General features: G+C 65.2%; 23 protein-coding genes. 8 read left to right on the top strand and 15 right to left on the bottom strand.

Going from position 1 to position 25,628, the window contains the following annotated elements; all coding sequences use genetic code 11:
* Window positions 1-9 precede the first annotated feature (9 nt).
* The 4 genes from DPM35_RS23830 to DPM35_RS23815 all read left to right on the top strand — a co-directional run bounded on the left by DPM35_RS23830 (window position 10) and on the right by DPM35_RS23815 (window position 6,503).
* Window positions 10-1,431: a coniferyl aldehyde dehydrogenase gene (locus tag DPM35_RS23830; protein WP_112129652.1), complete on the top strand. Its 1,422-nt coding sequence runs from the start codon at window positions 10-12 to the stop codon at window positions 1,429-1,431.
* A gap of 365 nt (window positions 1,432-1,796) precedes the next feature.
* The gene (locus DPM35_RS23825; protein WP_112129770.1) at window positions 1,797-2,996 is read left to right on the top strand and encodes an efflux RND transporter periplasmic adaptor subunit; all 1,200 of its coding nucleotides are present in this window, start codon (window positions 1,797-1,799) and stop codon (window positions 2,994-2,996) included.
* A gap of 74 nt (window positions 2,997-3,070) precedes the next feature.
* Entirely contained in the window at window positions 3,071-6,247 is a 3,177-nt protein-coding gene (locus DPM35_RS23820; RefSeq protein WP_112129651.1) for an efflux RND transporter permease subunit, read from the top strand.
* Window positions 6,248-6,344: 97 nt separating this feature from the next.
* Window positions 6,345-6,503, top strand: coding sequence for a DUF3309 family protein (locus DPM35_RS23815; RefSeq protein WP_040991775.1), 159 nt, complete (start codon window positions 6,345-6,347; stop codon window positions 6,501-6,503).
* A 56-nt stretch (window positions 6,504-6,559) separates the two neighbouring features.
* Here DPM35_RS23815 and DPM35_RS23810 read toward each other — a convergent pair whose 3' ends face one another.
* Window positions 6,560-7,516, bottom strand: coding sequence for an SDR family oxidoreductase (locus DPM35_RS23810; RefSeq protein ID WP_112129650.1), 957 nt, complete (start codon window positions 7,514-7,516; stop codon window positions 6,560-6,562).
* Window positions 7,517-7,612: 96 nt separating this feature from the next.
* Here DPM35_RS23810 and DPM35_RS23805 point away from each other — a divergent pair, with 96 nt between their 5' ends.
* Complete coding sequence (locus DPM35_RS23805) at window positions 7,613-8,527, top strand: LysR family transcriptional regulator (RefSeq protein WP_112129649.1); 915 nt, start codon at window positions 7,613-7,615, stop codon at window positions 8,525-8,527.
* Here DPM35_RS23805 and DPM35_RS23800 read toward each other — a convergent pair.
* The 3 genes from DPM35_RS23800 to DPM35_RS23790 form a co-directional block, all read right to left on the bottom strand.
* On the bottom strand, window positions 8,485-9,666 hold the full coding sequence (locus DPM35_RS23800; protein ID WP_112129648.1) for an MFS transporter: 1,182 nt from the start codon (window positions 9,664-9,666) through the stop codon (window positions 8,485-8,487). The two genes, DPM35_RS23805 and DPM35_RS23800, sit on opposite strands and share 43 nt — an antisense overlap.
* Before the next feature lie 191 nt (window positions 9,667-9,857).
* A complete protein-coding gene (locus tag DPM35_RS23795; RefSeq protein ID WP_112129647.1) occupies window positions 9,858-10,166 on the bottom strand; it encodes a DUF1244 domain-containing protein in 309 nt (102 codons plus the stop codon).
* 28 nt (window positions 10,167-10,194) lie between these two features.
* Complete coding sequence (locus DPM35_RS23790) at window positions 10,195-10,992, bottom strand: N-formylglutamate amidohydrolase (protein WP_112129646.1); 798 nt, start codon at window positions 10,990-10,992, stop codon at window positions 10,195-10,197.
* 170 nt (window positions 10,993-11,162) lie between these two features.
* On the opposite strand from DPM35_RS23790, the gene DPM35_RS23785 reads away from it, so the two are divergent.
* The gene (locus tag DPM35_RS23785) at window positions 11,163-11,717 is read left to right on the top strand and encodes a DUF1036 domain-containing protein (protein WP_181592111.1); all 555 of its coding nucleotides are present in this window, start codon (window positions 11,163-11,165) and stop codon (window positions 11,715-11,717) included.
* Window positions 11,714-13,141: a pyruvate kinase gene (pyk, locus tag DPM35_RS23780; protein WP_112129644.1), complete on the top strand. Its 1,428-nt coding sequence runs from the start codon at window positions 11,714-11,716 to the stop codon at window positions 13,139-13,141. Before DPM35_RS23785 ends, pyk begins: the two co-directional genes overlap by 4 nt.
* Window positions 13,142-13,266: 125 nt before the next feature.
* Here the strand turns inward: pyk and DPM35_RS23775 are convergent, their stop codons facing one another.
* The 4 genes from DPM35_RS23775 to DPM35_RS23760 all read right to left on the bottom strand — a co-directional run bounded on the left by DPM35_RS23775 (window position 13,267) and on the right by DPM35_RS23760 (window position 16,408).
* Window positions 13,267-14,328, bottom strand: a complete 1,062-nt coding sequence (locus DPM35_RS23775; RefSeq protein ID WP_112129643.1) for an alpha/beta fold hydrolase — start codon at window positions 14,326-14,328, stop codon at window positions 13,267-13,269.
* Window positions 14,329-14,509: 181 nt separating this feature from the next.
* Entirely contained in the window at window positions 14,510-14,911 is a 402-nt protein-coding gene (locus tag DPM35_RS23770; protein WP_040985222.1) for a hypothetical protein, read from the bottom strand.
* 432 nt (window positions 14,912-15,343) lie between these two features.
* A complete protein-coding gene (gene rpmF, locus DPM35_RS23765) occupies window positions 15,344-15,526 on the bottom strand; it encodes a 50S ribosomal protein L32 (protein WP_006203806.1) in 183 nt (60 codons plus the stop codon).
* A gap of 174 nt (window positions 15,527-15,700) precedes the next feature.
* Window positions 15,701-16,408, bottom strand: coding sequence for a biosynthetic peptidoglycan transglycosylase (locus DPM35_RS23760; RefSeq protein ID WP_181592117.1), 708 nt, complete (start codon window positions 16,406-16,408; stop codon window positions 15,701-15,703).
* 128 nt (window positions 16,409-16,536) lie between these two features.
* Here DPM35_RS23760 and DPM35_RS23755 point away from each other — a divergent pair, with 128 nt between their 5' ends.
* Complete coding sequence (locus tag DPM35_RS23755; RefSeq protein ID WP_112129641.1) at window positions 16,537-17,454, top strand: polyprenyl synthetase family protein; 918 nt, start codon at window positions 16,537-16,539, stop codon at window positions 17,452-17,454.
* 69 nt (window positions 17,455-17,523) lie between these two features.
* On the opposite strand, the gene DPM35_RS23750 is transcribed toward DPM35_RS23755, so the two are convergent.
* The 7 genes from DPM35_RS23750 to DPM35_RS23720 all read right to left on the bottom strand — a co-directional run bounded on the left by DPM35_RS23750 (window position 17,524) and on the right by DPM35_RS23720 (window position 25,411).
* Window positions 17,524-19,203, bottom strand: coding sequence for an ABC transporter ATP-binding protein (locus DPM35_RS23750; RefSeq protein WP_112129640.1), 1,680 nt, complete (start codon window positions 19,201-19,203; stop codon window positions 17,524-17,526).
* Window positions 19,203-20,147 (bottom strand): acetamidase/formamidase family protein, encoded by a 945-nt coding sequence (locus tag DPM35_RS23745; RefSeq protein ID WP_112129639.1) that lies wholly within the window; start codon window positions 20,145-20,147, stop codon window positions 19,203-19,205. The genes DPM35_RS23750 and DPM35_RS23745 overlap by 1 nt, the downstream gene beginning before the upstream one ends.
* A 104-nt stretch (window positions 20,148-20,251) precedes the next feature.
* Complete coding sequence (locus tag DPM35_RS23740) at window positions 20,252-21,880, bottom strand: ABC transporter substrate-binding protein (RefSeq protein ID WP_112129638.1); 1,629 nt, start codon at window positions 21,878-21,880, stop codon at window positions 20,252-20,254.
* Window positions 21,881-21,909: 29 nt separating this feature from the next.
* Entirely contained in the window at window positions 21,910-22,830 is a 921-nt protein-coding gene (locus DPM35_RS23735; RefSeq protein WP_112129637.1) for an ABC transporter permease, read from the bottom strand.
* A gap of 2 nt (window positions 22,831-22,832) precedes the next feature.
* Window positions 22,833-23,681 carry an ABC transporter permease gene (locus DPM35_RS23730; RefSeq protein ID WP_112129636.1) on the bottom strand — a complete coding sequence of 283 codons (849 nt, stop codon included), beginning with the start codon at window positions 23,679-23,681 and terminating at the stop codon, window positions 22,833-22,835.
* Between the two features lie 9 nt (window positions 23,682-23,690).
* On the bottom strand, window positions 23,691-24,275 hold the full coding sequence (locus DPM35_RS23725) for an ANTAR domain-containing response regulator (protein ID WP_112129635.1): 585 nt from the start codon (window positions 24,273-24,275) through the stop codon (window positions 23,691-23,693).
* Window positions 24,272-25,411, bottom strand: coding sequence for a transporter substrate-binding protein (locus tag DPM35_RS23720; protein WP_245431624.1), 1,140 nt, complete (start codon window positions 25,409-25,411; stop codon window positions 24,272-24,274). The genes DPM35_RS23725 and DPM35_RS23720 overlap by 4 nt, the downstream gene beginning before the upstream one ends.
* Between the last annotated feature and the right edge of the window lie 217 nt (window positions 25,412-25,628).

Here is a 25,628-nt window from a genome sequence, read left to right as displayed (position 1 = left end):
GAGGTAACGATGCTGCAGATCAGGCAGAATGCCCTGGGAGTCCGGTTTGAAGCGCAATGCCGGGCCTTCGAGAAGGAGCCGTTCCCGACCCTGGAGGCGCGCAAGGACCGGCTGAACCGCCTTCTGGCGCTCACCGAAAAGCACGAGGCCGAGATCTGTGCGGCGATCGACAGCGATTTTTCCGCCCGCTCGGCCGAGGAGACGCGGCTTGCCGAATTGTTCGTCGTGCGAGCCGGCATCAGGCATGCGCTGTCGCATCTGAGCGCCTGGATGCGCGAGCGGCGCGTCGCAACCAGCCTGCCGTTCCTGCCGGGGCGCAACCGCCTCTTGCCGCAGCCGCTCGGCGTGGTCGGCATCGTCTCACCCTGGAACTATCCGTTTCAACTCGCCATCGCGCCGGCGACCGCGGCACTTGCGGCCGGCAACCGCGTCATGATCAAGCCGTCGGAGCTGACACCGAAGTTTTCGGACCTGCTTGCCAGCCTGGTCGAAAAATACTTCGCCGCCGATGAGGTCAGCGTGATGGTCGGCGACGCGGATGTCGGCAAGGCATTCGTGTCGCTGCCGTTCGACCATCTCCTTTTCACCGGCTCGACCGCCGTCGGCCGCCAGGTTGCGCTGGCCGCCGCCGCCAATCTCACGCCGGTGACGCTCGAGCTTGGCGGCAAGTCGCCGGCTATCTTCGACCCCTCCTGCGATCTCGACGCTTCGGTCGCCGGCGTCGCCTATGGCAAGCTGCTCAATGCTGGCCAGACCTGCATCGCGCCGGACTATCTGATGGTCCCACAAAGGCAGGGCGCGGCGATCGCGGCCAAGTTCTCCGCCGCAATCGCGAAGCTCTATCCGCGGCTTGCCGATAATCCCGACTACACGGCGATCGTCAGCGAGCGGCATCATCGGCGGCTGAGCGACATGGTCGCCGAAGCGCGCGAGAGCGGCGCCGATATTATCGAAGTCAACCCGGCCAACGAGACACTTGGTGTCCGCGACCGCAAGATGGCGCCCGTGCTGGTGCGCAATGCCGCCGAAAATCTGCGGCTGATGCGCGAAGAGATTTTCGGGCCGGTGCTACCGATCGTCGAATATGGCACGGTCGACGAGGCCATCGAGCATGTGAACCGGGGCGAGCGGCCGTTGGCGCTCTACTGGTTCGGCACCGACAGCACCAATCGCCAAAGGGTGATGCGCGAGACGGTGGCCGGCGGCGTCACGATCAACGATTGCATGCTGCATCTGGCGCAGGAGCGGCAGCCCTTCGGCGGCGTCGGCGAGAGCGGCACCGGCGCCTATCACGGCGAATGGGGGTTCCGCACCTTCAGCAAGGAAAAGCCGATCTTCATCCAGTCGAAGCTCAGCGCCGGCGGCCTGCTGCGTCCGCCCTATGGGAAGACGTTCGAGCGGATCTTCCGGTTGCTGAACCTCATCACTTGACAGCTTAGGCCCAGGAAGCGCGGGGCAGGGCCGCGCTCAACCAGCCAATTGCCGCCGGATGTCGAAGATTTTTTGCATCATGCTGACGGCTGCTGCCAGTGACCTCGGGGAAGCCTAGGGAAAGTCATCCGCGTGGCCGCAAAAGTGCGGCCGGCTGGCAGAAAAGCTTCGTTTTGTCGAGATATTGCCTTCCCTGGCGCAATGATCCTGCAACTTTTCCGACTATATTGCGCCGCAACTTTCAGGTAGAAGGCGCACTTCGCCGATCACGGCAAATTGAACCGGACCTTGCGCGCACCCATATCGGCCGCGCGCCCGAAGTCGGAAGCGCCGACTTCGCCAAGTCCTGTAACGGAAAAATGACGATGCCGAAAATCAGGTTTCACAAGCTTGCGGCCATAGCTGTGCTCATCGGATTTGGCGCCTGGATGGGAACGGGCGAATTTTCGTCCGTCGGCAGCGCCGCGAACAAGTCGGTCACCACCGACAAGCCTGCTGACGCCGGCAAGCCGGCGCAGCCCGACGCCGCGAAGCCGGAGGCTGCCAAGCCGGAGACAGCGCAAGCCGAGCCTAAGGCCGCGCTGCGCACCGTCGCGGTGGTGACGCCGCCGCGCAAGACCTTCGCGAGAGCGATACGGATTTCTGGTCTCACCGAGGCCGACAAGCGCGCCGTGCTGGCGACGCGCGTCGCAGGCGTCATCGAAAAGCTGCCGGTCAAGCAGGGCGACCGCGTCAAGACCGGCGATCTGGTCATGATGCTTGCGGCCGAGGAGAAGATCTCCAACGTCGAGAATGCCAGGCAGCTCCTGGCGCAGCGAAAGGCCGAGCTCGATGCCGCCGAGCGGCTGGCCAAAACCGGCAATCTGCCCAAGCTGCAGCTCGACACCGCCCGCTCCAACCTGACCCAGGCGCAATCGCAGCTCGACACCGCGCAGGCCGAACTCGACCGCAACGAGGTCAAGGCACCGTTCGACGGCGTCATCGACCGCATTCCGGTTGAGCTCGGCAGCTCGGTGATGCAGGGCGGCGAGGTGGCGACGATCCTGAAGCTCGATCCGGTGATCGCGCGCGGCGAGATCAGCGAGCGCGACCTGCGCTACGTCAAGATCGGCGACGAGGCCGATGTGCGCCTGGTCAACGACCAGAAGGTCACCGGCACGGTACGCTACATCAGCCGCGATGCCTCGGCGCAGACCCGCACCTTCCGTGTCGAAGTGGCGATCCCCAATGGCGACGGCTCCATCCCCGCCGGCATGACGGCCGAGATCACGCTCAGCGCCGAGCCGACCAATGCAGTCATGCTGCCGCGCTCGGTGGTGACGCTGGGCGATAAGGGCGATCTGGGCATCCGCGCTGTCGGCAAGGACGACAAGGTGGCGTTCTTCCCGATCGATCTCGTCGACGATACCCCGCACGGCCTGGTGCTGGGCGGCATCCCTGAAGATGCGCGCATCATCGTCGCCGGACAGGAGCTGGTGAAGGAGGGCGACGTGGTGAAGCCCGTCGAGGCTGACCAGGCGACCATCCGCAAGCTGATCGGCGAAGCCGCCGCCGGCACGCAGTAAAGCACGACGCGTTCGCTGCCGAACCAACCCGGCGGCGGCGGTCCGCAGCCTTGGAAGCATAACAGGCCGAAGTCATGGATATCGTCAGACTCGCCATCAATAACGCCCGCCTCACAATATCGGCGCTGCTGTTCCTGCTCGTCGCCGGCTGGGTCGCCTATCAGTCGACGCCGAAGGAAGCGGAGCCCGACGTTCCGATTCCGATGATGTATGTCAGCCTGATCTATCAGGGCATCTCGCCGGAGGATTCCGAGCGCCTGCTGCTCAGGCCAATGGAGAGCAAGCTCAAGAGCCTCAAGGGGCTGAAGGAGATGCGCTCGGCCGCCTTCCAGGGTGGCGGCTATGTGCTGGTTGAATTCCAGCCGCAGACCAACCTGGCGACCGCGTTGCAGGATACGCGCAGCAAGGTGCAGGACGCCAAGGCCGACCTGCCGCAGGCGGCCGAGGAGCCGACGGTCAACGAGGTCAACGTCTCGGAATTCCCGGTTCTGGTCGTCACACTTTCCGGCGATGTGCCGGAACGCGTGCTGACCGCTGCGGCGCGCGAGCTGCGCGACCGTATCGAGGAAGTGCCCGGCGTGCTCGAAGGCTCGCTGCAGGGCGCGCGCGACGACCTGGTCGAGGTCGTCATCGATCCGGTGAAGCTCTCTTCCTACGGGCTGCAGCTCGACCAGGTTATCCAGGGTGTAGGTGCCTCCAACAGCCTGGTCGCGGCCGGCAACCTCGAGGGTTCGGAGGGCAAATACGCAGTCAAGGTGCCGTCGCTGATCGTGACGCCGGAGGACGTCGCCAACCTGCCGGTTGTCGCCACGCCCAATGCCGTCGTGCAGGCCAAGGACGTCGCCACCATCCGCTCGACCTTCAAGGACGCCGAGACAGTCACGCGCCTCGACGGCAAGCCGGCGATCGCCATCGAGGTGAAGAAGCGCATCGGCGCCAACCTGATCGACACGCTGACCCATGTCAGGCAGGTGTCAGACGCCTTCATCAAGACGATGCCCGAGGGCATGCACGTCACCTACACGCAGGACAAGTCCGTCTTCGTCAACCAGCTGCTCGGCGATCTGCAGAACCATGTGATGATCGCCGTCATCCTGGTGTTCATCGTCATCCTCTATGCGCTGTCGGGACGGGCCTCGCTGCTCATCGGTCTTGCCATCCCGTCGTCCTTCCTGATCGGTATCCTGCTGCTCGCCATGATGGGCTACACGATCAACATGATCGTGCTGTTCAGCCTGATCCTTGCGGTCGGCATGCTGGTGGACGACGCCATCATCGTCACCGAATTCGCGGAACGGCGCATGAGCGAGGGCATGCCGAAGGCGGACGCCTTCGCACTGGCCGCCCAGCGCATGGCCGGCCCGGTGATCGCCGCCACGATGACCCGCATCGCCGCCTTCTCGCCGCTGCTCTTCTGGCCCGGCATCATCGGCGACTTCATGAAATACATGCCGATCACGCTGATCGTGACGCTGTCGGCCTCGATGCTCTACGCGCTGGTCTTCGCCCCAACTTTGGGTGCGATCTTCGCCAAGGCGCCCGAGCATCACGAGGACGATCATCGCGACGGCTGGTATATGGCGATCGTCAAACAAGCGGTGCGCTTCCCGGTCACCGTGATCCTGCTCACCGTCGGCCTGCTGGTCGGCGTCGGCTTTGCCTATTCGAAATATGGCGCCGGCGTCGAATTCTTCCCAAGCGTCGAGCCGGATTACGGCCTGCTCTATGTTCATGCCCGCGGCAACCTCTCGCTGGCCGAAATGGATGCGGCTACCAAGACGGCGGAAAGCCGCCTGCTCGGCTGGCCTGGCGTAAAGTCGGTCTATACGCGCGTCGGCAAGACGCAAGGCGGCGGCCAGGATGTTCCGGAAGACGTCGTCGGCGTCATCCAGTACGAGTTCGTCGACTGGCGCGAGCGCAAATCGGCCAATCAGATCCTGAGTGAGCTGCGTACCGTCATGGCCGGCATTCCCGGCGTGGATGTCGAAGTGCGCGTGCCGGAGGCTGGTCCGCCGACCGGCAAGCCGATCCAGATTAGGCTGTCGGCGGCCGACCCGGCCGGGCTCGACGACAAGGCCCGCGCAGTGGCGGCGCGGATCGCCAAGGTGCCCAATGTCATCGATATCTCGGATGGCCTGCCACCGCCCGGCGTCGACTGGGCGCTCGAGGTGGACCGTGCCAAGGCCGCGCAATATGGCATCAGCCCGACCTCCGTCGGCACCGTGGTGCAACTGGTCACCAACGGCCTAAAGCTCTCCGAGTACCGGCCGGCGGGGGCCGACAAGGCGGTCGACATCAGGCTGCGCCTGCCGGAGGACCGGCGCACGCTGTCGACGCTCGACGAGCTTCGTGTGCAGACCTCGCAGGGCTCGGTGCCGATCTCCAACTTCGTGGTGCGCAAGCCCGAGCCGACCGTCGGCGTGCTCAACCGCATCGACGGCGCGCGCACCGTGGTGGTGCAGGCCAATGTCAGTGCCGGCGCGCAGGTCGCGGCGGTGCAGGAACAGGTGACCAAGGCCGTCGCCGACATGGATCTCGGCAGCGGCATACGCTGGAAGCTCGCCGGCTCCAACGAGGACAGCGCGGAGGCCAGCGCCTTCCTCGGCAAGGCCTTTGGCGCCGCGATCTTCCTCATCTTTTTGGTGCTGCTGGCGCAGTTCAACAAGTTCACCAGTGTATGGCTCGTCTTGTCCTGCGTGGTCATGGCGACGATCGGCGTGTTCCTCGGCTTGCTTTTGACGGGCGAGGCCTTCGGCATCGTCATGTCGGGCATCGGTGTGATCGCGCTCGCCGGCGTGGTCGTGAACAACAACATCGTGCTCATCGACACCTATGACCGGCTGCGCGAGGAAGGCTGGGACAAGATGGAAGCGGTGCTGCAGACCTGCCGCGAGCGCGCCCGTCCGGTGGTGCTGACGGCGGTGTCGGCCATCCTCGGCGTGCTGCCGATCGCCTTCGGTCTCGGCCTGGAAATCTTCCATCACGAGACGACGATCAACGCGCCATCGACGCAATGGTGGATATCGCTGTCCTCGGCGATCGTCTTCGGCCTGTCCTTCGCCACGCTGCTGACGCTGGTGGTGACGCCGTCGATGCTGATGGTGTTCACCCGCGCCAAGGTGAAGCCCGGTCAGCGGCGTAACTGGTTCGGCCGCCTGTTCCGGCGCGGCAAGGGCGAGATTTCGACCGATCAACCGGCCGTGGAAACCGATCTGGACCCGGGAGCGGCGTTCCCGAAAGCCGCGGAATAGAGCGCTTGCAGATCGCCAATGCAAAAAGCCGCCCGGAACAACCGGGCGGCTTTTTGCATTGTTCCCTCGAAGTTCAACCAGACGGCGAGGGTTTTTCATGACGATCGGCACAATTCTCGTAATTATCCTGATCCTGATCCTGATCGGCGCCGTGCCGGCCTGGCCACATTCGCGCTCCTGGGGCTACGGCCCTTCCGGCATCGTCGGCGTCATCCTGGTCGTGCTGCTCATCCTACTGCTGATGGGCAGGATCTGACCCCAAACGATCGCGGCCGGGCTTGGCCCCGGCCGGTTCAATTCTGATCAGTCTTATCAGGCGGCGAGGCGGGACGGCTCCGTGGCGATGCCGATATCCTGCAACGCCTCCTTCACCGCTTCATCGAGCGGGGTGTGCGGTATTTCGCCGATGACCTCTTCCAGCCGCGTCGAAACCAGCCGGTGCGGTTCGAAGCGCAGATAGGACATTGAGACGATCTCGCGCCACATGGCGACGAACGGGCTGCCGGCGCGCAGCACCCACCAGGGCATGAAGGAGAGCTTCAGCTTGCGGCCCAGCGCCTTCTCGGCCGCCGCCTTCATGTCGAGGTCGGTGATGGCGTGGCCCGGGAAGTTGATGGCTTCGAAGAAGCCCGTTTTGTCGATGTTCTTCGCCAGGCCGACGAAGGCGACGGCGAAGTCCGGCAGATAAGCCCATTCATGGGTAAGGTCAGCCGGCCCGGGCGCGGTATAGACGCCCTTCTTCATCTTCGCGGCGACGACGAGGTCGAACCAGGAGCCGCTGCCGGTGCCGCCGAAGAAGTCGCCGGCTCTGAGGACGATGGTGCGCACCCGGCCGGCCTCAGCCTCGCCGCGGAACAGGTCTTCCATGGCGCAGCGGATGCGGCCCTTCTCGGTCGTCGGATGGAACGGCGTCGCTTCCGTAATCACCTGCGGCATTGGCGAGCCGTAATTGTAGACGGTGCCCGGGAAGAGATGCAGGGCGCCATTTTCGCGGCAGGCGGCCATGACGTTCTCGGCCATCGGCATGCACTTGCCCCAGTCGGTGTAGATCGGGTTCAGGCCGTTGAAGACGATGTCGACGCCTTGGGTGGCGCGGATCAGGGATTGGCGGTCCAGCGCGTCGCCGGCAACGGCGGTTGCGCCCTTCAGTTCGGCCGGCACCTTGCCGGTGCGGGTGACGGCGCGGACGTCGAAGCCGGCATCGATGAAGGCCTTGCCGACCACGCGGCCGAGCCGGCCATTGGCGCCGAGGATTGCGATCTTGGTCATTTGTTCTCTCCGTTGTTTGCGTTTGCCCCTGCAATCTGATGCCTTCATAGACGAATTGAAATTGACTGAGATCGGCGATCTGTTATTCAAAAATGAATGAAGGAATTCGACTGGAACCTGATCAAGAGTTTTGTCGCGGTCGCCGAGGCAGGCAGTCTGTCGGGCGCGGCGCGCAGGCTCGCGGCCAGCCAGCCGACGCTCGGCCGCCACATCGCCGAGCTGGAGGCGGCGCTCGGCGTCACCCTGTTCCGGCGCGGGCGGCGCGGCTATGAGCTGACGGAAGCCGGCAGCACGCTCTACGAGCGCGGGCGGGCGGTCAGCGAGCAGGCCAATGCCTTCTCGCTGCTGGCGTTGGGGTCGGTCGAGGCGATCGAGGGAACAGTGCGCATCGCGGCTAGCGAGGTGGTCGCCGCCTTCGTTCTGCCGGACATGATGGCGCGGCTTGGCGAGGAAGAACCGGGCATCGAGGTCGAGATCGTCGCCTCGAACCAGGTCGAGAACCTTTTGCGTCGCGACGCCGACATCGCCATCCGCATGGTCAGGCCGGCGCAGAACGAGCTGGTGGCGCGCAAGGTGACCGACATTCCCCTCTGCCTATGCGCGGCCAGCGCCTATCTCGACCGGCGCGGTCGCCCAAAAACACCCGCCGACCTTGCCGACCACGCCTTGGTCGGTTTCGACCGCAGCGACGAGATCATTCGCGGCTTCACCGCCTTCGGCATACCGGTGGCCCGCAGCCATTTCCGTTTCCGGACCGACAACCAGATCGTGCTGTGGGAGGCGGTGCGGACCGGCAACGGCATCGGCCTCGGCCAGGAGCCGCTGGCCGACCGCGATCCGGAGCTGGAAAAGCTGTTGCCCGATGTGCCCCTGCCGGTCCTGCCCGTGTGGCTCGCCATGCATCGCGACGTGCGCACCAGCATGCGCATCCGCCGTGTGGCAGATTTCCTGCAGGAGGAGTTGAAGCGCTATTCGGCCGGCGCAGGTTCGGGAGCGAACTCGGCCCGGTGAGCGAGCCCTGCCATCAACAGCACGATGACCAACAGGCCTGAGAGGGCGATAAAGATCGGCCCGAAGCTGGAATGCTCCGCGACGAAGCCGATCGCCGACGGCGCCACCAATATGCCGGAATAACCCATGGTGGTGACGACGCTCATGCCAGTGCCGGACGACATGCCTTCCTGGTTGCCGCCGGCCGAGAACAGTATCGGCACCATGTTGGCGATGCCGAAGCCGCAGAAGGCGAAGGCGGCGATGGCGAGGTAGGGCGAGGGCGACAGGCCGGCGACCAGCATGCCGGCGGCCGCGACCAGCGCCGAGCCGCGCAGCGTCGCCACGGCGCCGAAGCGGTTGCGCACGCCATCGCCCAGGAAGCGCATCAGCGCCATGACGCCGGAGAAGGCGGCATAGGCGAGGCCGGCGACCGCGAGGTCGGCGCCCAGTTCCTGATGCAGGAAGAGTGCCGCCCAATCGAGCACCGCGCCTTCGGAGACCATGGTGAGCAGCGCCATCAGCCCGACCAGATAGACGGCGGTGTGCCGCGGCAGCGTGAATTTCTGGTGCTCGACGGCCTGAGGCCGGTCCTCGGCGATGAGGTAGCGAATGGCGAAGGCGATCACGGCGAAGGCGATCACCGTCACCGCGACGGCATGGGGCAGGTAGCCATAGTTCTGGATCGAATAGCCGCCGAGCGCGCCGCCGGCGAAGCCGCCAAGACTCCAGAAGCCATGCGAGGACGACATGATCGCCCGGGAAAGCTTTCTTTCCACCACCACGGCATTCGAGTTCATGGCGACATCCATGCCGCCGATCGAGCCGCCGAAGATGAGCATGGCGATGGCCGCCAGCGGCACGTTGGGCGCAAGCGCTACTATCAGCAGGCCGAAGCTGCCGCAGATGCCGAACAGCCGCGTCACGCTACGCGAGCCATGCCTGGAGATGAGATGGCCGCACCATGTCATGGCCATGACCGCGCCGACGCCGAACAGGAGGATCAGCAGGCCGAGCGTGAATTTGGTGATGTCGAGTCGGGTCAGGAACACCGGAATCTGCGGCGCCCAGCTGCCGGTCAAGAAACCATTGGCGAGGAAAATGCCGGCGACGGCCCAGCGGCCGCGCGTCGCGGCTTGCATTGTTGTTTGCACGCTCATGGTCTGAAATCTGCCATGCAAAGGGGTTTTGCGCGGCAAATTAGATCGATTCAATTCGTAGTCAAGGACCGTGATGAGGAAGTGCTTGGACCAGGTGCGCGACCCAAAGGAGCCAGTGTCGTTCGTGGCAGGCAGCAGCTTTGGAGGTTTGGCGGAATCGCCTCTCGAAGTCGCGAAGGCGTTCGATAGCGTTAATGATCCTTCGGCCGCTTTGCCTCGAACTCGGCCTTCTTGGTTGCGGAAGCCTCGGTCTGGTTGAGCGCCTGCCATTCGGCATAGGGCATGCCGTAGATGATCTCGCGCGACTCGTCCTTCGACAGCGCCACACCCTCGGCCTCGGCGGCCTCGCGATACCAGTTGGACAGGCAGTTGCGGCAGAAGCCGGCGAGGTTCATCAGGTCGATGTTCTGGACATCGCCGCGCTCGCGCAGATGCCCCACCAGGCGACGGAAGGCGGCTGCCTCGAAGTCGCGTTTCTGGTCGTCGCTGAGTTCGGTCATTGAGGGACTCCCGGCCTTGGCGGCCTTCTCACACCGGCCCGGTGCGCGAGCCGAACATTTTCACCTCGTGTATATCGGCACGGCGGTCGATGGCGTCAACGATGGGCGCCAGCCGCTCGGCCCAGGCAAGCGCCCCGGCACGGTCGGCGATCAGGTCCTGGCGGATCTCGATCAGCGCATGGGCGTAGCCGTTGACGATGGCATGGCGGAACATGGTGTCGCCGCGCAGCGCGCCGTCATAAGGTTCGTTATCGCCGACGACGAGGGCCTTGTCCCGCGCCAGCATATCGATCAGCGGCCGCGCCACGCGGTCGTCGCGGTCCCACAACACGCCGATATGCCAGGGGCGGACGAAACCCTGCATCACCGGCGTGAAGGAATGAACCGAGAAGATGAACGGCGCCTTGCCCGAGGCATGGGCGACGGAGGCGATCATCGCGCCGACGGCGTCGTGATAGGGTCGGTAGAAGCGGTCGAGCCGCCGCTCGCGCTCCTCCGCGGCGATCGGATAGTTTCCCGGCACCACGGTGCCGTCATAGAGCTGACGGATCATGGTCGGGTCGTCCTCGCCCCGGTTTGGATCGATCAGCAGCCGCGAGAAGCCTGCCAGCACCGCCGGCGCGTCGAGCGCCGCCGCCAGCTCGCGCGTCACCGTCTCGACGCCGATGTCATAGGCGATGTGGCGGTCGAATTCGGACGCCGGCAGACCGAGGCTGCCATACTCTTCGGGCAGGTCGCGGCGGGCGTGGTCGGCCAGAAGCACGACGCCTTTCTTGCGGTCGCCCTCGACGATGTCGAACGGCGTGAAAACTGTGGATCGGGTCATCGGCTGAAAAGGGGATGGCGGCTGCGATGTGGTATCGTCATTCCACGAAGAGGACGCCGGCGCAATGCCGTTGTTTGGCCAAGGTTTCCGCAAAAAATCCCCGATGGGACAAGAAATTGCGCGGCCGGCCCTTCTAAATCGATTGGAATTGAACAAAACGGCGCGTTGACATGCGACCGGAGTTTGCTGAAAAGGGGCTTCGAGAGATGCAAATGTGGTTCGCAAGGGGATCTGCGATGGGTTTTGCCGGCCGGCTGCGCGAGCGCCTGGCCGTGCCGTTGCTGATCGTCGGCGCGGGATTTTTCGCGATAGCCGCGACCTCGCCGGCCCGGGCCGACTTCCGCGTTTGCAACGCAACGCAAAATCTGGTGGGCGTCGGCATCGGCTATCGCGCCAAGGCCGGCTGGATCACAGAGGGCTGGTGGCACATCGAAGGATCGACCTGCAAGACGCTGATCGAGGGTCCGCTGTCATCAAGGTTTTACTATCTTTATGCAGAAGATGCCGAGCGTGGCGGGCGCTGGGACGGCCCGATCAACATGTGCGTCGCCGAAAAAGAGTTCAAGATCGCCGGCGTGAATGATTGCGTCGCCCGGGGCTTTCAACGCGCCGGATTTCAGGAATATGACACGGGCGAGCAGGCCAGCTGGATGGTCCAGCTGACCGACGAGCCCGCAACGGGAGGCGCGCCAGCGACCCCCGCTCCGGGAACAAACAGTCAATGAGACGCAACCGCAAGGTCAAGATCCTCGCCACCATCGGCCCGGCTTCCTCTTCCGAGGAGATGCTGAAGAAGCTTTTCGAAGCGGGCGCCGATGTCTTCCGCATCAATATGAGCCATACCGATCACGAGCTGATGCGCACGCTGGTCGGCCGCATCCGCGCCGTCGAGGCCGCCGTCGGCCGGCCGATCGGCATCCTCGCCGACCTGCAGGGGCCGAAGCTCAGGGTGGGCAAGTTCGCCAACGGCAAGGAAGCGCTGACTGTCGGCCAGACCTTCACGCTCGACGACAATCCGGAACCCGGCACGTCGAAGCGCGTGTACCTGCCGCATCCCGAAATCCTGAGCTCGGTCGAGCCCGGTCACAGACTTTTGATCGACGACGGCAAGCTGGAGCTGAAGGCGGTGAAGGCCGACGGCAAGTCGATCACCTGCACCGTCGTCGCGGGCTCAAGCATTTCCGACAAGAAGGGCGTCAGCCTGCCCGACACCGACCTGCCGGTCGGCGCGCTGACCGACAAGGACCGCGCCGATCTCGACGCGGTGCTTGCCACCGGCGTCGATTGGGTGGCGCTGTCCTTCGTGCAGCGGCCGGAGGACCTGGCCGAGGCGCGCAAGATCGCGCGCGGCCGCGCGCTGATCATGGCCAAGATCGAGAAGCCGCAGGCCGTTGCCCGGCTCCCCGAAATCATCGAGCTGTCCGATGCGCTGATGGTCGCCCGCGGCGATCTCGGCGTCGAGATGCCGATCGAAGCCGTGCCCGGCATCCAGAAGCAGATCACGCGCGCGGCGCGGCGCGCCGGAAAGCCGGTGGTGATCGCGACACAGATGCTGGAATCCATGATCACGGCGCCCGTGCCGACCCGCGCCGAGGTCTCCGACGTGTCCATCGCCGTTTTCGAAGGCGCCGACGCGATCATGCTTTCGGCCGAATCCGCGGCCGGCGCCTATCCGGTCGAGGCAGTCGGCATGATGAACCGCATCGCCACCAAGGTCGAAACCGACCCGACCTATGCCGGCATCATCAACGCACAGCGCTCGGAACCCGAGGCCACCGGGGCGGACGCCATTTCGCTTGCCGCGCGCGAGATCGCCGAGACGCTGAAGCTGTCGGCGATCATTTCCTATACCGCGTCGGGCACGACCGGACTGCGCGCCGCGCGCGAGCGCCCGCAGGTGCCGATCGTGGCGCTATCACCGATCCTCAACACGGCGCGTCGCCTGTCGCTCTTGTGGGGCACGCATTGCGTCGTCTCGCCGGACGCCACCGACCTCGACGACATGGTCGACCGGGCCTGCCGCATCGCGCTGGAAGAAGGTTTCGGCAAGCCAGGCGACCGCGTCATCATCACCGCCGGCGTACCGCTCAGGACACCCGGATCGACCAATATGCTGCGCATTGCGTATATCGGGTCGGACACCCATTAGCGCCCAATTGCCGAGTGATTTGCCGGCCAAGTTGGCTAAGGGCTCCATCGAGATCGCTGCGTGTAAAGCTTTCAATGTCAGCGCAGCGCTGACGTGAGGTCGTTGGCGATTGCAATACAAGCTCATCAGGTCGGCGCGAGCTCGGCGTCGGGCACTTTGATGTCGGGGCATTTTCCGTCGTTATAGGCATCACCGGCGATGCGGCCTTCCACGGTCCTTGCCATTGCCTGGAGATCGACCGGCGCGCCGGCAACTTTCTCGATCGCGCCGACCACAAGATCGGGCGCGATCCAGTCCGGCTTGTGGCCGAGATTGCGGACCCAAACCAGTTCGGCGCCGGGAATGTCGCGCTCGAGCCCGACAGAGTGGATCGTCGCGTAGACCACCTTGTCGCGGTCACCCGAGATGACGACAGTCGGCGCCTTGATTTCCCGGTAAGCGGGCGAGGCGGCACGGACGTAGTCGTAGAGCTGGGCGACATCGCGGGCGTTGGCGCGGAAGGCGGATGGCCTGAGCACCAGAGGGATCGAGGCGTTCTGGAGGTAGAAGTCCGGCAGGGTGTTGGGGGAAAAGACGCAAGCCGTCGCATCGCCGATCCGCAGCATGCCGGCCGGGTAAGCGAGCGTTTCGGAAAACAGCCAGCCGATCAGCGGCGTGGCGGTGAGCCTGTAATACCAGGCGGTCGCGCCGCCCGGCCATGGGTGCGTGGCGGGCGCGAGGAAGATCAGACCCAGTGTCTTTTCAGGATGCTGGCGAGCGAAGGCCGTGGTGATCGCGCCGCCGAAGGAATGCGCGACGACAATGGCCTTTTCAATGCCGAGGCGGTCCATCAGCCCGGCGATCGTATCGGCCTGCGCGGCCAGAGTTTCGTTGTTGCCGCGCCGCGACCAGCCGAGGCCCGGGCGATCGAGGAACAGCATCTCGGCGCGGCCCTCGAGCAGCGGCTGCAGCGGCAGCATCTGGTCCTTGAGGTTGGCGCTGGCGCCATGGATGAAGACGACCGGCGGCAGGTCGGCGCCGGCGGGCGCCGGGATATGGGCATAATGGATGCGCGCGCCGTTGATCTCGGCGAACTCGCCGGCCGGCGGGCTGCGTCGCTCGATCAGCCAGACGCCGGCGCGGGTGACGCCGGCCAGGGCAAAGAGGAGCGCGATGAGGAAGAGGAGCGCGGCGCCGATGAGGTTCATGCGGTGAGATACGAGGGCAGGTCACGATCTGGTTCAGCGGTCAGGCGATCTTGACAGGTTGAGGCGGCGTTGGCAGCCGGAATCTGTCGTGCTGCCGTGGTCTGCGCGAGCTAGAGGTTTCCGCCAATCGTCAACGCATGCATCCGATAGCGGAAGCGGCCCGTCAAAACTCCCGTGCGGGTTAGTTCAGATTGATGTCGCGGCTTGCCGACCGCATGGACACCGAGAAGCCGGCCAGCACATCGAACAGCGCGATGATCATCAGCGTGAAGAAGACGGAGTGCGCCGCGCCCTTCACCAGCAGGAACTCGACGAGAAAGGCGATGAAGACCAGCGTCGACAGAAGGTGATCCAGGATCGAGGCATTGGTCGTGCGCACCGATTTCGAGATCTCGATGAAGAGAAAGATCAACCCGATCAGCACCATCAGGTCGCCGAGCGTCATCGAGAAGACGCCGCCCGACATCATGCGGAAGGAGAACATCTCGGTCATCCAGGGGTCGTCGCCGCCGCCGAACAATCCCAGCAGGCCGAGATTGTAGAGGACGAAAGGCACGATCAGCAGCGGAACGGCACCGAACATCTGGGCGACTCCAATGAGGCACCCTTTTGTAAAATCCGCGGCAAGCGTGCCGTCAAGGCTTTTCGCCGCGGCGGCGAACACGCTGTAAGACCTAATGAAATAACGATGTCAGCCGGTTGCTTAAAGCAATTCCAAGAAAAGTGTGAGCGGTTTTCCGTCCGGAATTGCGCCAGAACAAGGAGATAGAGCGGCTCGCCGTTTCCGTGAAACGGTGAATCGGTCTAAAGCGCGTCGCGATCTTTCAGGTTCGCTCCACGCGCTTTAGGTTCTTGATTTTACGCATGTCTTTATCCCGAAACCGGTTCCCACTTTCGGGAGACATGCTTTAGCCTTCGGCAGCGCGAGCGATCAATTCCGTATGCCGCCGGCGACAAAAAACAAAAAGACCGGCCAGAGGCCGGTCTTTTGGACATCACGAACCGTGGAAGCTTCTCAGCTTTCCTTCGGCTCCAGAACCTGGCGGCCGCGATACATGCCGGTCTTCAGGTCGATGTGATGCGGGCGGCGCATTTCGCCGGAATTCTTGTCCTCGACATAGGTCGGGGCCTTGAGGGCGTCGGCCGAGCGGCGCATGCCGCGCTTCGACGGAGAGGTTTTTCTTTTTGGAACGGCCATGGATATGCTCCACTACATGGTCAAAATGCCCCGGCAACCCTCGCGAAAGGGCCGCATCGAGGCCATAATCTGAGAAAGTCGGGTGCCTATACACGCCTTGCGCCGTTTTGGCCAGCGTTACCCGCGAATTTTTTTGCCGGAGCAGAAAACTGGCTCACCTGAATCCCGATACGCCTAATCAAGGCAACCGACATAGGCGCCGGACCGGCTCGCGCGGCGCTCGATCAAGCTCGCAAGACGTCTCAGTCCCGGCCCGGGCTTGGCCGGATTGCGCTCGATCGGGTTGGGCAGGCTGACGGCCAGCAGCGCCGCCTGCCTGCGCGACAACTGCCTGGCCGAGATGCCGAAATGATGCCGCGCGGCGGCCTCGATGCCGTAGATGCCCGGCCCCCATTCGGCGATGTTGAGATAGATCTCCATGATCCGCCGCTTCGACATCACCGCATCGAAATAGACGGCCAAAGGCAGCTCGACCACCTTGCGCACGCTGCCAAGCGGCCGCGACCACAGGAAAAGGTTCTTCACCGTCTGCATGGTGATGGTGGAGGCGCCGCGCGTCGCCTCGCCGGCCAGCGCGTCGTCGACCACGCCGCGCAATTCGCCCAGATCGACGCCGCGATGGAAGCAGAACTGCCCGTCCTCCGACATGATCACCGAATTCGCCAGCACCGGCGCCACGTCATCGATCGATACCCAACGCCGGTCGTAGCCGGAGAAAGTCGCGAGGTCCTTCAGCATCAGCGTCGAGACAGGGTGCACGAAGGACGGCAGGTACAGGAAGGTGAGCACGACCGGGATGGCCGCCAGCACGAGCGCGACGACCAGGCAGCGCCGGCCGATGCGCCTCAGACTGGCGCGGCTCAGGCGCCGCGACCGCGCCATGTCCAGCCCTTCGCTTCCATCTTCGACGATCGGTTCCGTCAAGCCGTCCCACCCGTGCCTCGCCCTCTCCGGCATAAAGGCGCGCGCCAGCTTGCGCAATGTCTGAGTGTCGGCTACCGGTCCCGGACATGAGCAAAGACGACCAGATCGCCTTCGAATCCGCCCTTTTCATGCGCGCCGCCGCCGTCGAGACGGAGCTGCGCCGCATCCTCGACGCGCGTCCGCTCACCGGTGAGATCGCGCGGCCCGAGCGCCTGATGGCGGCCATGCGGCATGGCGTGCTCAACGGCGGCAAGCGGCTGCGCCCTTTTCTGGTCATGGAAAGTGCCGCGCTGTTTTCGGCGGACAATGACGCGACGTTGCGTGTCGCTGCGGCGCTGGAATGCGTGCACTGCTATTCGCTGATCCATGACGATCTGCCGGCGATGGACGACGACGACCTGCGCCGCGGCCAGCCGACGGTGCACAAGGCCTTCGACGAGGCGACAGCGATCCTCGCCGGCGACGCGCTGCTGACTTTAGCCTTCGACATCATCGCCGACGAGGCGACGGCCTTGCCTGCCGAGCGTAGGGTGGCGCTCGTGCTGGCGCTCTCGCGCGCGGCCGGCGCCGGCGGCATGGTGGGCGGCCAGATGCTCGATCTGGAAGCCGAGCGCAACCGGCCGGACGAGGCCGGCATCATCACGTTGCAGGCCATGAAGACCGGCGCGCTCATCCGCTTCGCATGCGAGGCCGGCGCGATCGTCGCCGGCGCGCCGCCCGCGGACCGCGAGAGGCTGGCGGAGTTCGGCTCGGCGATCGGCCTTGCCTTCCAGCTTGCCGACGACCTGCTCGACCTCACCGCCGACGCCAAGCAGATGGGCAAGGCGACGAACAAGGACGCCGCCGCCGGCAAGGCGACGCTCGCCGCACTGCACGGCCCCGACTGGGCGCGCGGCCAGTTGCACGGCCTGATCGACCAGGCGCATGCGCTGCTCGAGCCCTATGGCGAAGAGGCGGAGTTGCTCAAGGAGGCCGCGACGTTCGTGGCGACGCGCAATAGCTGAGGGGGCAAGTGATTTCCCTTTGGCGCTGCCAGCCACTCGGGAATTGCGGCGGTCCCGCAATCGGTTACGCTATGTTAGGGTAGCGACACGCGGATCCGGAATGGGCACGGCGGCGATCAGTTCGCGAGTATAGTCCTCGCGCGGTGACGACAGCACCGCGCGCCGCGAGCCGGCTTCGACGATGCGGCCGCCGCGCATGACAGCGACGTCATGGCTCATGCGCTCGACCACCGCCATGTCGTGCGAGATGAAGAGATAGGCAAGCCCCAGTGTCTCCTGCAGCTCCAGCATCAGGTCGAGCACGCGCGCCCTGACCGACACGTCGAGCGCCGCGACGCTTTCGTCGGCGACGATCAGCTTCGGTTCGAGCGCCAGCGCCCGCGCGATGCAGATGCGCTGGCGCTGGCCGCCGGAAAATTCATGCGGATAGCGAAAGGCATGATCGGCTTCGAGCCCGACACGCGCAAGAAGCGAGGCCACGCGTTCTCGCCGCTCGTCCTTTGTGCCGATGCCGTGGATGACGAGCGGTTCGGCGATGGCGGCTCCCACCGTCATGCGCGGGTCGAGCGAGGCGTAGGGATCCTGGAAGATCATCTGCGCTGCGCGGCGCACCGGCCGCATCGCGCTCGCCGAGAGGCGGTGGATGGACGTGCCGCCGATGATCACCGAGCCGGTGAACGGAACAAGGCCGAGCACGGCCTTGCCGGTGGTGGACTTGCCGGAGCCGCTTTCGCCGACGAGGCCGAGCGTGCGGCCCGGCCTTATCTCGAAGGAGACATCCTGGACCGCCGGCGCCTCCGAGGCGCGGCGGCGGAAGAGGTTGGACGAGGCGCCGTAGTCGACGACAAGGTTTTTGACCGAAAGCACGGGCGCTTCGCCGTTCGGCGTCGGCGGCCGGGGGGTGGCCGTGACGCGAGGCGGCGCGTCGGTTCCCGCGAAGGCGCCGAGGCGCGGCACGGCGGCGAGCAATTCGCGCGTATAGTCGGCTTGCGGCCGCTCGAAAATGTCGAGCACGGGGCCTGCTTCGACGATTCGTCCGTCGCGCATGACGGCCACCCGGTCGGCCATCTCGGCGACGACGCCCATGTCATGGGTGATGAGGATGATGGCGGTGCCGAATTCGCGCTTCAGCTCGCGCATCAGCTTCAGGATCTGCGCCTGCACCGTCACGTCGAGCGCCGTTGTCGGTTCGTCGGCCAGCAGCACTTTCGGCCGGCAGGACAGCGCCATGGCGATCATGACCCGCTGGCGCATGCCGCCGGAAAGCTCGTGCGGATATTGCTTCATGCGTCGCGCCGGGTCGCTGATATGCACGACATCCAGCATGTCGCGGGCGCGCTGCTCGACGCTTGAACCTTCCGCGCCCTGGTGGATGCGGATCGCCTCGGTCAGTTGCGCGCCTATCGAGTGGACCGGGTTGAGAGACGTCATCGGCTCCTGGAAGATCATGGCGATCTCGCCGCCGCGCACATCGCGCATGGCGCGCTCCGGCAGGCGCGGAAGCGACTGGCGTTCGAGCCTGATGTCGCCGCCGGCGATGCGCAGCGAGGCGCGCGGCAACAGGCGCATGATCGAAAGCGCCGTCACCGATTTGCCGGAGCCGGACTCGCCGGCAAGGCAGAGCGTCTCGCCCGGCGCCAGCGCAAAGCTGATGCCGTCGATGACGCGCCTCGCGCCCTCAGGCGTAAGCGCGTCGACCGACAAATTGTCGACGGTCAGGACGGCATCTCTTCCTCGCCCGGCCGTCATCAATTGAAGACGATCCTTGGGAAGTAGAACGAGACGACCCAGTTCGGCATGTCGACGATCTCGCTGATGCGCAAATCACCGCAGACCGAGCAGAGCATGTAGGCGTCGATCGGCTTCAGCCCATGGTCGGCGGCAAGCAGGTCGACCATGCGCATGACGCTTTCGCGGGCTGCTGTCATCAGGTCCGGTCCGACGCCGGTGGTGACCTCATAGCCGGCCCCGTCGAGGTGGCGGGTCACCGGGCCAGGCGTGGTGAAGCGCGGACTTTCCAGCCGCGCGTCCTTGACCAGCTCGATCGTCGCCTGGACGTCCATGCGGCTCTCGATGGCCGTGCCGCAGACCTCGCCGTCGCCCTGGGCGGCGTGCGTGTCACCGATCGAGAAAAGCGCGCCTTCGACCTCGACCGGCAGATAGAGCGTGGTGCCGGCGGCAAGGTCGCGGATGTCGAGATTGCCGCCGACACGGCGCGGCGGCACCACGGAATGCAGGCCGGGTTCGGCCGGTGCCAAGCCGATCGTGCCGGCGAAGGGTTTCAGCGGCACGCGCCCGCCCGGACCATAGAGCGCCGGCGCCAGCGAGGCGGCATCATATTTCCAGATGTGCAGCGCCGGCTCCTTGAACTGGTCGGCGAGCAGGCCAAAGCCCGGAATGTTGGCGGTCCAGCCGAGGCCCGACGGCTCGAAATGGCGCAGCGTGATCTTCAGCGCATCGCCCGGCCTGGCGCCCTCGACATAGACCGGTCCGGTGACCGGATTGACCTTGCCGAAATCCATGGTCGAGACATCCGCCACCGTGGAGTTTGCATCGAACTGTCCGCCGGAGGAATCGAGGCACTCGAAATGGATCGTCGAACCCGGCCTGGCCGTCAGCGCCGGCTCGAAATCGCGGTTCCAGCCGAAATGGTGGCTGGCGCGATGGATGGTGTAGTCGCACTTCACGCACATGGTTGCTTCTCGTTTGTCTTTGGCAAGCCGCCCTCCCGTTTGGCGGCATCATTGAAAGGCGGCCGGCGGCGGGCCAAACGCCCGCCGCCGGAAAATGTGACGGCCTACTTGTTCACATAGATTGCTTCGTAGTCGATGACGCGGGTCGGATCGATGTAGATCTCGTCCGGGCCGCCCATGCGCTTGGACTTGGCCACCACGCGGCGTTCGTTGAAGACCGGGATCCAGGGCGCGTCATTGGTCTGGATGTCGGTGAAGATCTGCGCCCAGGCCTTGTTGCGCTCCTCGGCCTTGGCCGGCACCGGCATGGCGTCCGCCGCCTGGGCGCGGGCGTCGATGTCCTTGTTGCAGTACCAAGACCAGTTCCAGCCGCCGGCAACCGCGCTGCCGCAGCCGAGGATCGGCCCGTAGAAGTCGGACGGATCCGGGAAGTCGGCAATCCAGCCGAGCCCGCCGGACCAGACCATGGGCGCCTGGCCCTGCGTGCCGCCGGCGGCAATCACGTTCGGATTGGCCACCGCCTTGATCTCGGCCTTGACGCCGATCGCTGCCAGATCCTGCTGGATCGCCTGCGTGATGCGCGGCTGCGGATCGGTGTTGGAGGTGTAGATCTGCGTCGAGAAGCCGTCCTTCAGCCCGGCTTCGGCAAGCAGCGCCTTGGCCTTTTCGGGATCGTAGGCATAGCCCTTGTAGTTCTGGTCATAGCCCGGCATCAGCGGCGGCAGCACCTGGCTTGCCGGCGTGGCGCGGCCGTTGATGATGCGCACGATGCGGTCCTTGTTGATGGCCATGTTGACGGCCTGCCGCACCTTGGCATTGTCGAAGGGTTTTACCTGCGTGTTCAAAGTGACGTAGCTGGTTTCCAGCTGTTGGCGGTCGACGATCATGCCCTCGAACTCGGGCGACTTCTTCATCTCCAGATATTTCGCCGGCGGGATGCCGTCGCCGGCAATGTCGACCTCGCCTTTCTGCAGGCGCAAAAGCGCCACCAGCGGCTCCTGGCCGACCTCGATCGTGAAAGAGTCGACATGCGGCCGGTCCTTGATGAAATAGTCGGGGTTTTTCACGAAGACGAGGCGCTGGCCGATCGTCCATTCCTTCAGCGTGAAGGCGCCGGAGCCGACCGGATGCTTGCCGAAGTCGCCGCCTGCTGCTTCCACCGCCTCCTTCGGCACGACGGAAGCGAAGTTGAGCGCCAGCACGTTGAGGAAGGTGGCGTCGGGCTGCGAAAGCGTGAACTTCACCGTATGGTCGTCTATCGCCGTGATGCCCTCCATCGTGTCGGCGGTGCCGGCCGTCATCTTGTCGGCGCCTACGATCGAGTGGAAGAAGCCGGCGCCCGGACCTTGCGTCTTGGGATTGACGGCGCGCTCGATCGACCATTTGACGTCCGCCGCCGTCACCGCGCGGCCGTTGGTGAACTTGACGCCGGGATGCAGCTTGAACGTATAGACCTTGCCGTCGTCGGACACGTCGTAACTGTCGGCAAGGGACGGTCCGAGTTCCGTGGTGCCCGGCTTGTAGTCGACCAGGCGCGAGAACAGGGCGTTGATCATCGACCAGTTCTGCCAGTCATAGCCGATGGCGGGGTCGAGCGTGGCGATGTCGTCCTTATAGGTGACGATGATGTCGCCGCCATTGGTCGGCGTGTCGGCGAAGGCGAGCCTGGCGGGCACCAGGGCCGAGGCGGCAAGCAGCGCCGCCAGGCTGATCTGTTTGGCGAATTTGTTCATTGAGTTCACTCCTCTGTCGGTCTTGTTGGTTATTGGCTGCGGATGCGGGGATCGACGAACGGGGCGACGAAGTCGGCGAGCAGGTTGCCGAGCACGATGGCCAGCGCCGAGACCAGGGTGACGCCCATGATGATCGGCACGTCGACCTGCTGGATGGCCTGCCAGGCGAGCTGGCCGATGCCGGGCCAGCCATAGACGGCCTCGACCACGACCACGCCGCTCATGAACTGGCCGATGTCGATGCCGACCATGGCGATGATCGGCAAAAGCGCGTTGGGCAGCGCGTGGCCAAGCACGACGCGACGGCCGCTGAGGCCCTTTGCATGCGCGGTGCGCACATAATCCTGGCGCAGCACCTCGATCATGGCCGAGCGCACCATGCGCGCGTACCAGCCGGCGCCGAGCACGCCGAGCGTGAGCGCCGGCAGCACGACATGCCGCGCCGTGCCGAAGCCGGACATCGGGAACCAGCCGAGCGTGGCGGCAAAGACATAGAGAAGCAGCAATGCCACGACGAATTGCGGCGACGAGACGCCGACGAAGGAGAGCATCATCACCGAGCGGTCGATGAAGCCGCCGCGCCGGACCGCCGCGATGATGCCGAAGGTCAGGCCGAGCGCCACCTCGACGACGATGCCTGCGGCCATCAGCACCAGCGTTGCCGGCAGCCGCGCCAGGATCAGCGGCAATACTTCGGTCTTCTGCGTATAGGAACGGCCGAGATCGCCATGCAGCAGATTGCCGACATAACGCAGGAACTGCATGACCAAAGGCTGGTCGAGGCCGAGCTCATGCCGGATGGCGGCTACCATCTGCGGCGTCGCGGAGCGCCCGGCGATCAGCACGGCGGGGTCCGCCGGCAGGAAATAGAGCAGAAGGAAGGTGATGGCGGCCACGCCGAGCAGGATCAGCACGGCCTGGACGAGACGGCGGGCGAGGAAGAAGGCCATCGTCACAGCCTTCCGCGCTGGGTCGGGTCGAGGATGTCGCGCAGGGCGTCGCCGATCAGGTTGAAGGACAGCGCCGTGGCGAGGATGATCGCGCCGGGGATGAACACCAGCCAGGGCGCATCCTGGAAATAGCTCTGGCTCTCGAAGATGATGTTGCCCCAGGAGGGCTGCGGCGGCTGCACGCCGATGCCGAGGAAGGACAAGGTCGCCTCGAGCAGCACGGTGGTGGCGATGCCGAGCGTGCCCCAGACGATGGCCGTCGGCATCAGATGGGGAAGGATGTGCAGAAGGATGATGCGACCGTTGCCGGCGCCCAGCGAACGCTCGGCGACGATGAAGTCGCGTTCCACCAGGCCGCGCGTTTCGGTGTAGACGATACGGGCGACCTGCACCCAGTTCACCAGGGCGATCACCATGGCGACGATCCACAGGCTGGGTTTCAGGAGCGCCGCGAGCGCGATGGCGAGCAGCAGAGCCGGAAAGGCCATCATCAGGTCGGTGAAGCGCATCAGCAAATTGCCGGCGGCGCCCCGCAGATAGCCGGCGAGCAGCCCGACGAGAAGTCCGATCGCGACGGCGACGCCGTTGGCGACGAGACCGATGATGAGCGACGTGCGGGCGCCGAACAGCACGCGGGCGAAGAGGTCGCGGCCGAGCGTGTCGGTGCCGAACAGATGGCCGCCGCCGGGCGGCAGCGGCGCGCCTTCGAGCGACAGGCCGTCGGCAAGCTGATCGTCCGGCGAGAAATGCGCGATCCATGGCGCGAAGATCGCCGCCAGCAGCACGAGCACGACCACGATCAGCCCGAAGAGGGCGGAAGGCCGTCTTATCAATTCGCGCAGAACCCGCATGCCGGCGGCCTACATCGCGCGCGGCACGGGCTCGTGCCCGGCAACGATTGCCGCGGCGACGTGCTCGACGGTAAGCCGGCGCTGCATGGCGAGGCGGCAGAGCGTGCGATAGGCGCCGGTCTCATCGCCGCCTTGCACGGCCATGATCGAGCGCATCGCGTCGTAGACGATCGGTCTCAGCCGCAGTCGCTCCTCCAGGCCGGCGATGCGCGCCTTGACGGCGGTGCGCTCATGGTGGGCGTGCGTGGCAAGCACCAGCGCTGGATAAACCGAGGAGGCGGTGACCGGCTTGGCAATGAGCGCCCCGGCGCCCTTTCCGAGCGCCCAGGCGATGCGGCCCGGCGCTTCGGAGCCGAGCAGCGCGACCACCGGGACAGGCGCGTCGTCGCCGTCCCATGGCAAGAGATCGTCCCACCCCTGGTCGGCGTCGACCAGGACGATGTCCGCCGGCGTTTCGGCGAGATCGAGCGGCTTCCACTGCACCAGGACGGTCACGCCGAGACGTTCGAGCTGACGCTTCAAGCGCTCGATGTTGTCGTCGGCGCGATGCAGGATCGCGGCGCGCCAGGAAACGAAATTCGGGGTCCGCGTCATTGCACGACCCTCAGATGCGGGACGGGCTGGCTGGCCAGCGTGCCGACAAGATAGGGATCGGCGACGATGGCGCCATGCGAGGCAATGACGTCGAAACCGGACTGCTCGTTAATGCGGCCAAGATTGAAAGGCAGGGCCGCATGATTGGTGCGTGGATCGATGGCGAGCGGTCCGAGCACGGTCTGCCGCGGTCGGGCATGCAGGAAAGCGCGCACGCTGGCGGGGTCGTCTCCATGGGTCCCGGTGATCGCCTCGGCACAGAGCATGACGGCGGCATAGGCGCCGGCAAAAAAGCTGGAGACGCGCCGCTCGGCGCCGAAACGGGCGGCGACGCGTTGCTTGAAAATCCGGTTTTCGCGCGATTCCAGGCTTTCGAAATAAGAGGCTGTCGAAAGCTGGCCGACGGCTGTGCCCGGCTCGATCTCGCCGAGTTCGCATTCCGTCAGATCGCAGCTCAGCACCGGGCAGCGTTCCGGCGCGAAGGCGGGATCGCGGTCGGCCAGCCGGCGCACGGCGGCCAGGAAGGCGTAGCTCGAAGGGCCGATCATGTTGTTCAAGATGAAGTCGGGCCGATGCCGCTCCAGATCGGCGATCAGCAGGCCGACATCGGTCTCCTCGATCGGCAGATAGCGCTCGCCGAGCACCTCGCCGCCGGCGCGCGTGAGAAGCTCACGCGCCAGCCGGTTCATCTCCCAGCCCCAGACATAATTGGCGCCGGCGAGATAGACGCGCTTGCCGTAGCGGGGCAGCATGTAGTCGAACAGCGGTATCAGATGCTGGTTTGGGCAGGCGCCGGTGTAGATGACGTTCTCGTTGGCCTCGAAGCCCTCGTAGGGGCAGATATACCAGAGCAGCCCGTCATATTTCTCCACCAGCGGGATGACATCCTTGCGCGACAGGGAGGTGATGGTGCCGATCACGTTGCGGCAGTGATCGTAGCGCAGCATGGTGCGGATCAGGTCGAGGTAGCGCTCCGGCTGGCCCGCGGGATCGCCGAAGACCGGCTCGATGCGCACGGCGCTGTCGGCCTTGTCCAGTTCCTCGATGGCGAACTCGGCGCCGGCGCGGCAGTCGCGGCCGATCGCCCCGTAGGGACCGGTGGTCGAATAGAGGATGCCGACCCTGAACGTCTTCACCCGGACCTCAAAAAAACAAAGGCCCCACACGCACCCCATGCTTTCATGAGACGCGGCGAGGCCATGCTGCCCTTGCCCGGCCATGCCGGACGCTATGTGTTACGCGGGAAATTGTGCGCTTGCGAAATAGAACACGAGCGGACGCACGCTTGTCAACGGGCACGTGCGCGAATGGGTATAATGACCTTGAGGTTTGCCCATCGACCGGCTTCGCTCA

Origin of the sequence: Mesorhizobium atlanticum (assembly GCF_003289965.1) — a bacterium.
Lineage (GTDB): Bacteria > Pseudomonadota > Alphaproteobacteria > Rhizobiales > Rhizobiaceae > Mesorhizobium > Mesorhizobium atlanticum.
The sequence above is the reverse complement of the archived record's forward strand: the minus strand, read 5'-3'. Positions and strand labels throughout refer to the sequence as shown.

Bases quoted from the DNA above. Each gene is read 5' to 3' on its own strand.
- DPM35_RS23830 (WP_112129652.1), top strand. From the start codon at position 10: ATGCTGCAGATCAGGCAGAATGCCCTGGGAGTCCGGTTTGAAGCGCAA.
- DPM35_RS23825 (WP_112129770.1), top strand. From the start codon at position 1,797: ATGCCGAAAATCAGGTTTCACAAGCTTGCGGCCATAGCTGTGCTCATC.
- DPM35_RS23820 (WP_112129651.1), top strand. From the start codon at position 3,071: ATGGATATCGTCAGACTCGCCATCAATAACGCCCGCCTCACAATATCG.
- DPM35_RS23815 (WP_040991775.1), top strand. From the start codon at position 6,345: ATGACGATCGGCACAATTCTCGTAATTATCCTGATCCTGATCCTGATC.
- DPM35_RS23810 (WP_112129650.1), bottom strand. From the start codon at position 7,516: ATGACCAAGATCGCAATCCTCGGCGCCAATGGCCGGCTCGGCCGCGTG.
- DPM35_RS23805 (WP_112129649.1), top strand. From the start codon at position 7,613: ATGAAGGAATTCGACTGGAACCTGATCAAGAGTTTTGTCGCGGTCGCC.
- DPM35_RS23800 (WP_112129648.1), bottom strand. From the start codon at position 9,666: ATGAGCGTGCAAACAACAATGCAAGCCGCGACGCGCGGCCGCTGGGCC.
- DPM35_RS23795 (WP_112129647.1), bottom strand. From the start codon at position 10,166: ATGACCGAACTCAGCGACGACCAGAAACGCGACTTCGAGGCAGCCGCC.
- DPM35_RS23790 (WP_112129646.1), bottom strand. From the start codon at position 10,992: ATGACCCGATCCACAGTTTTCACGCCGTTCGACATCGTCGAGGGCGAC.
- DPM35_RS23785 (WP_181592111.1), top strand. From the start codon at position 11,163: ATGCGACCGGAGTTTGCTGAAAAGGGGCTTCGAGAGATGCAAATGTGG.
- pyk (WP_112129644.1), top strand. From the start codon at position 11,714: ATGAGACGCAACCGCAAGGTCAAGATCCTCGCCACCATCGGCCCGGCT.
- DPM35_RS23775 (WP_112129643.1), bottom strand. From the start codon at position 14,328: ATGAACCTCATCGGCGCCGCGCTCCTCTTCCTCATCGCGCTCCTCTTT.
- DPM35_RS23770 (WP_040985222.1), bottom strand. From the start codon at position 14,911: ATGTTCGGTGCCGTTCCGCTGCTGATCGTGCCTTTCGTCCTCTACAAT.
- rpmF (WP_006203806.1), bottom strand. From the start codon at position 15,526: ATGGCCGTTCCAAAAAGAAAAACCTCTCCGTCGAAGCGCGGCATGCGC.
- DPM35_RS23760 (WP_181592117.1), bottom strand. From the start codon at position 16,408: ATGGCGCGGTCGCGGCGCCTGAGCCGCGCCAGTCTGAGGCGCATCGGC.
- DPM35_RS23755 (WP_112129641.1), top strand. From the start codon at position 16,537: ATGAGCAAAGACGACCAGATCGCCTTCGAATCCGCCCTTTTCATGCGC.
- DPM35_RS23750 (WP_112129640.1), bottom strand. From the start codon at position 19,203: ATGACGGCCGGGCGAGGAAGAGATGCCGTCCTGACCGTCGACAATTTG.
- DPM35_RS23745 (WP_112129639.1), bottom strand. From the start codon at position 20,147: ATGTGCGTGAAGTGCGACTACACCATCCATCGCGCCAGCCACCATTTC.
- DPM35_RS23740 (WP_112129638.1), bottom strand. From the start codon at position 21,880: ATGAACAAATTCGCCAAACAGATCAGCCTGGCGGCGCTGCTTGCCGCC.
- DPM35_RS23735 (WP_112129637.1), bottom strand. From the start codon at position 22,830: ATGGCCTTCTTCCTCGCCCGCCGTCTCGTCCAGGCCGTGCTGATCCTG.
- DPM35_RS23730 (WP_112129636.1), bottom strand. From the start codon at position 23,681: ATGCGGGTTCTGCGCGAATTGATAAGACGGCCTTCCGCCCTCTTCGGG.
- DPM35_RS23725 (WP_112129635.1), bottom strand. From the start codon at position 24,275: ATGACGCGGACCCCGAATTTCGTTTCCTGGCGCGCCGCGATCCTGCAT.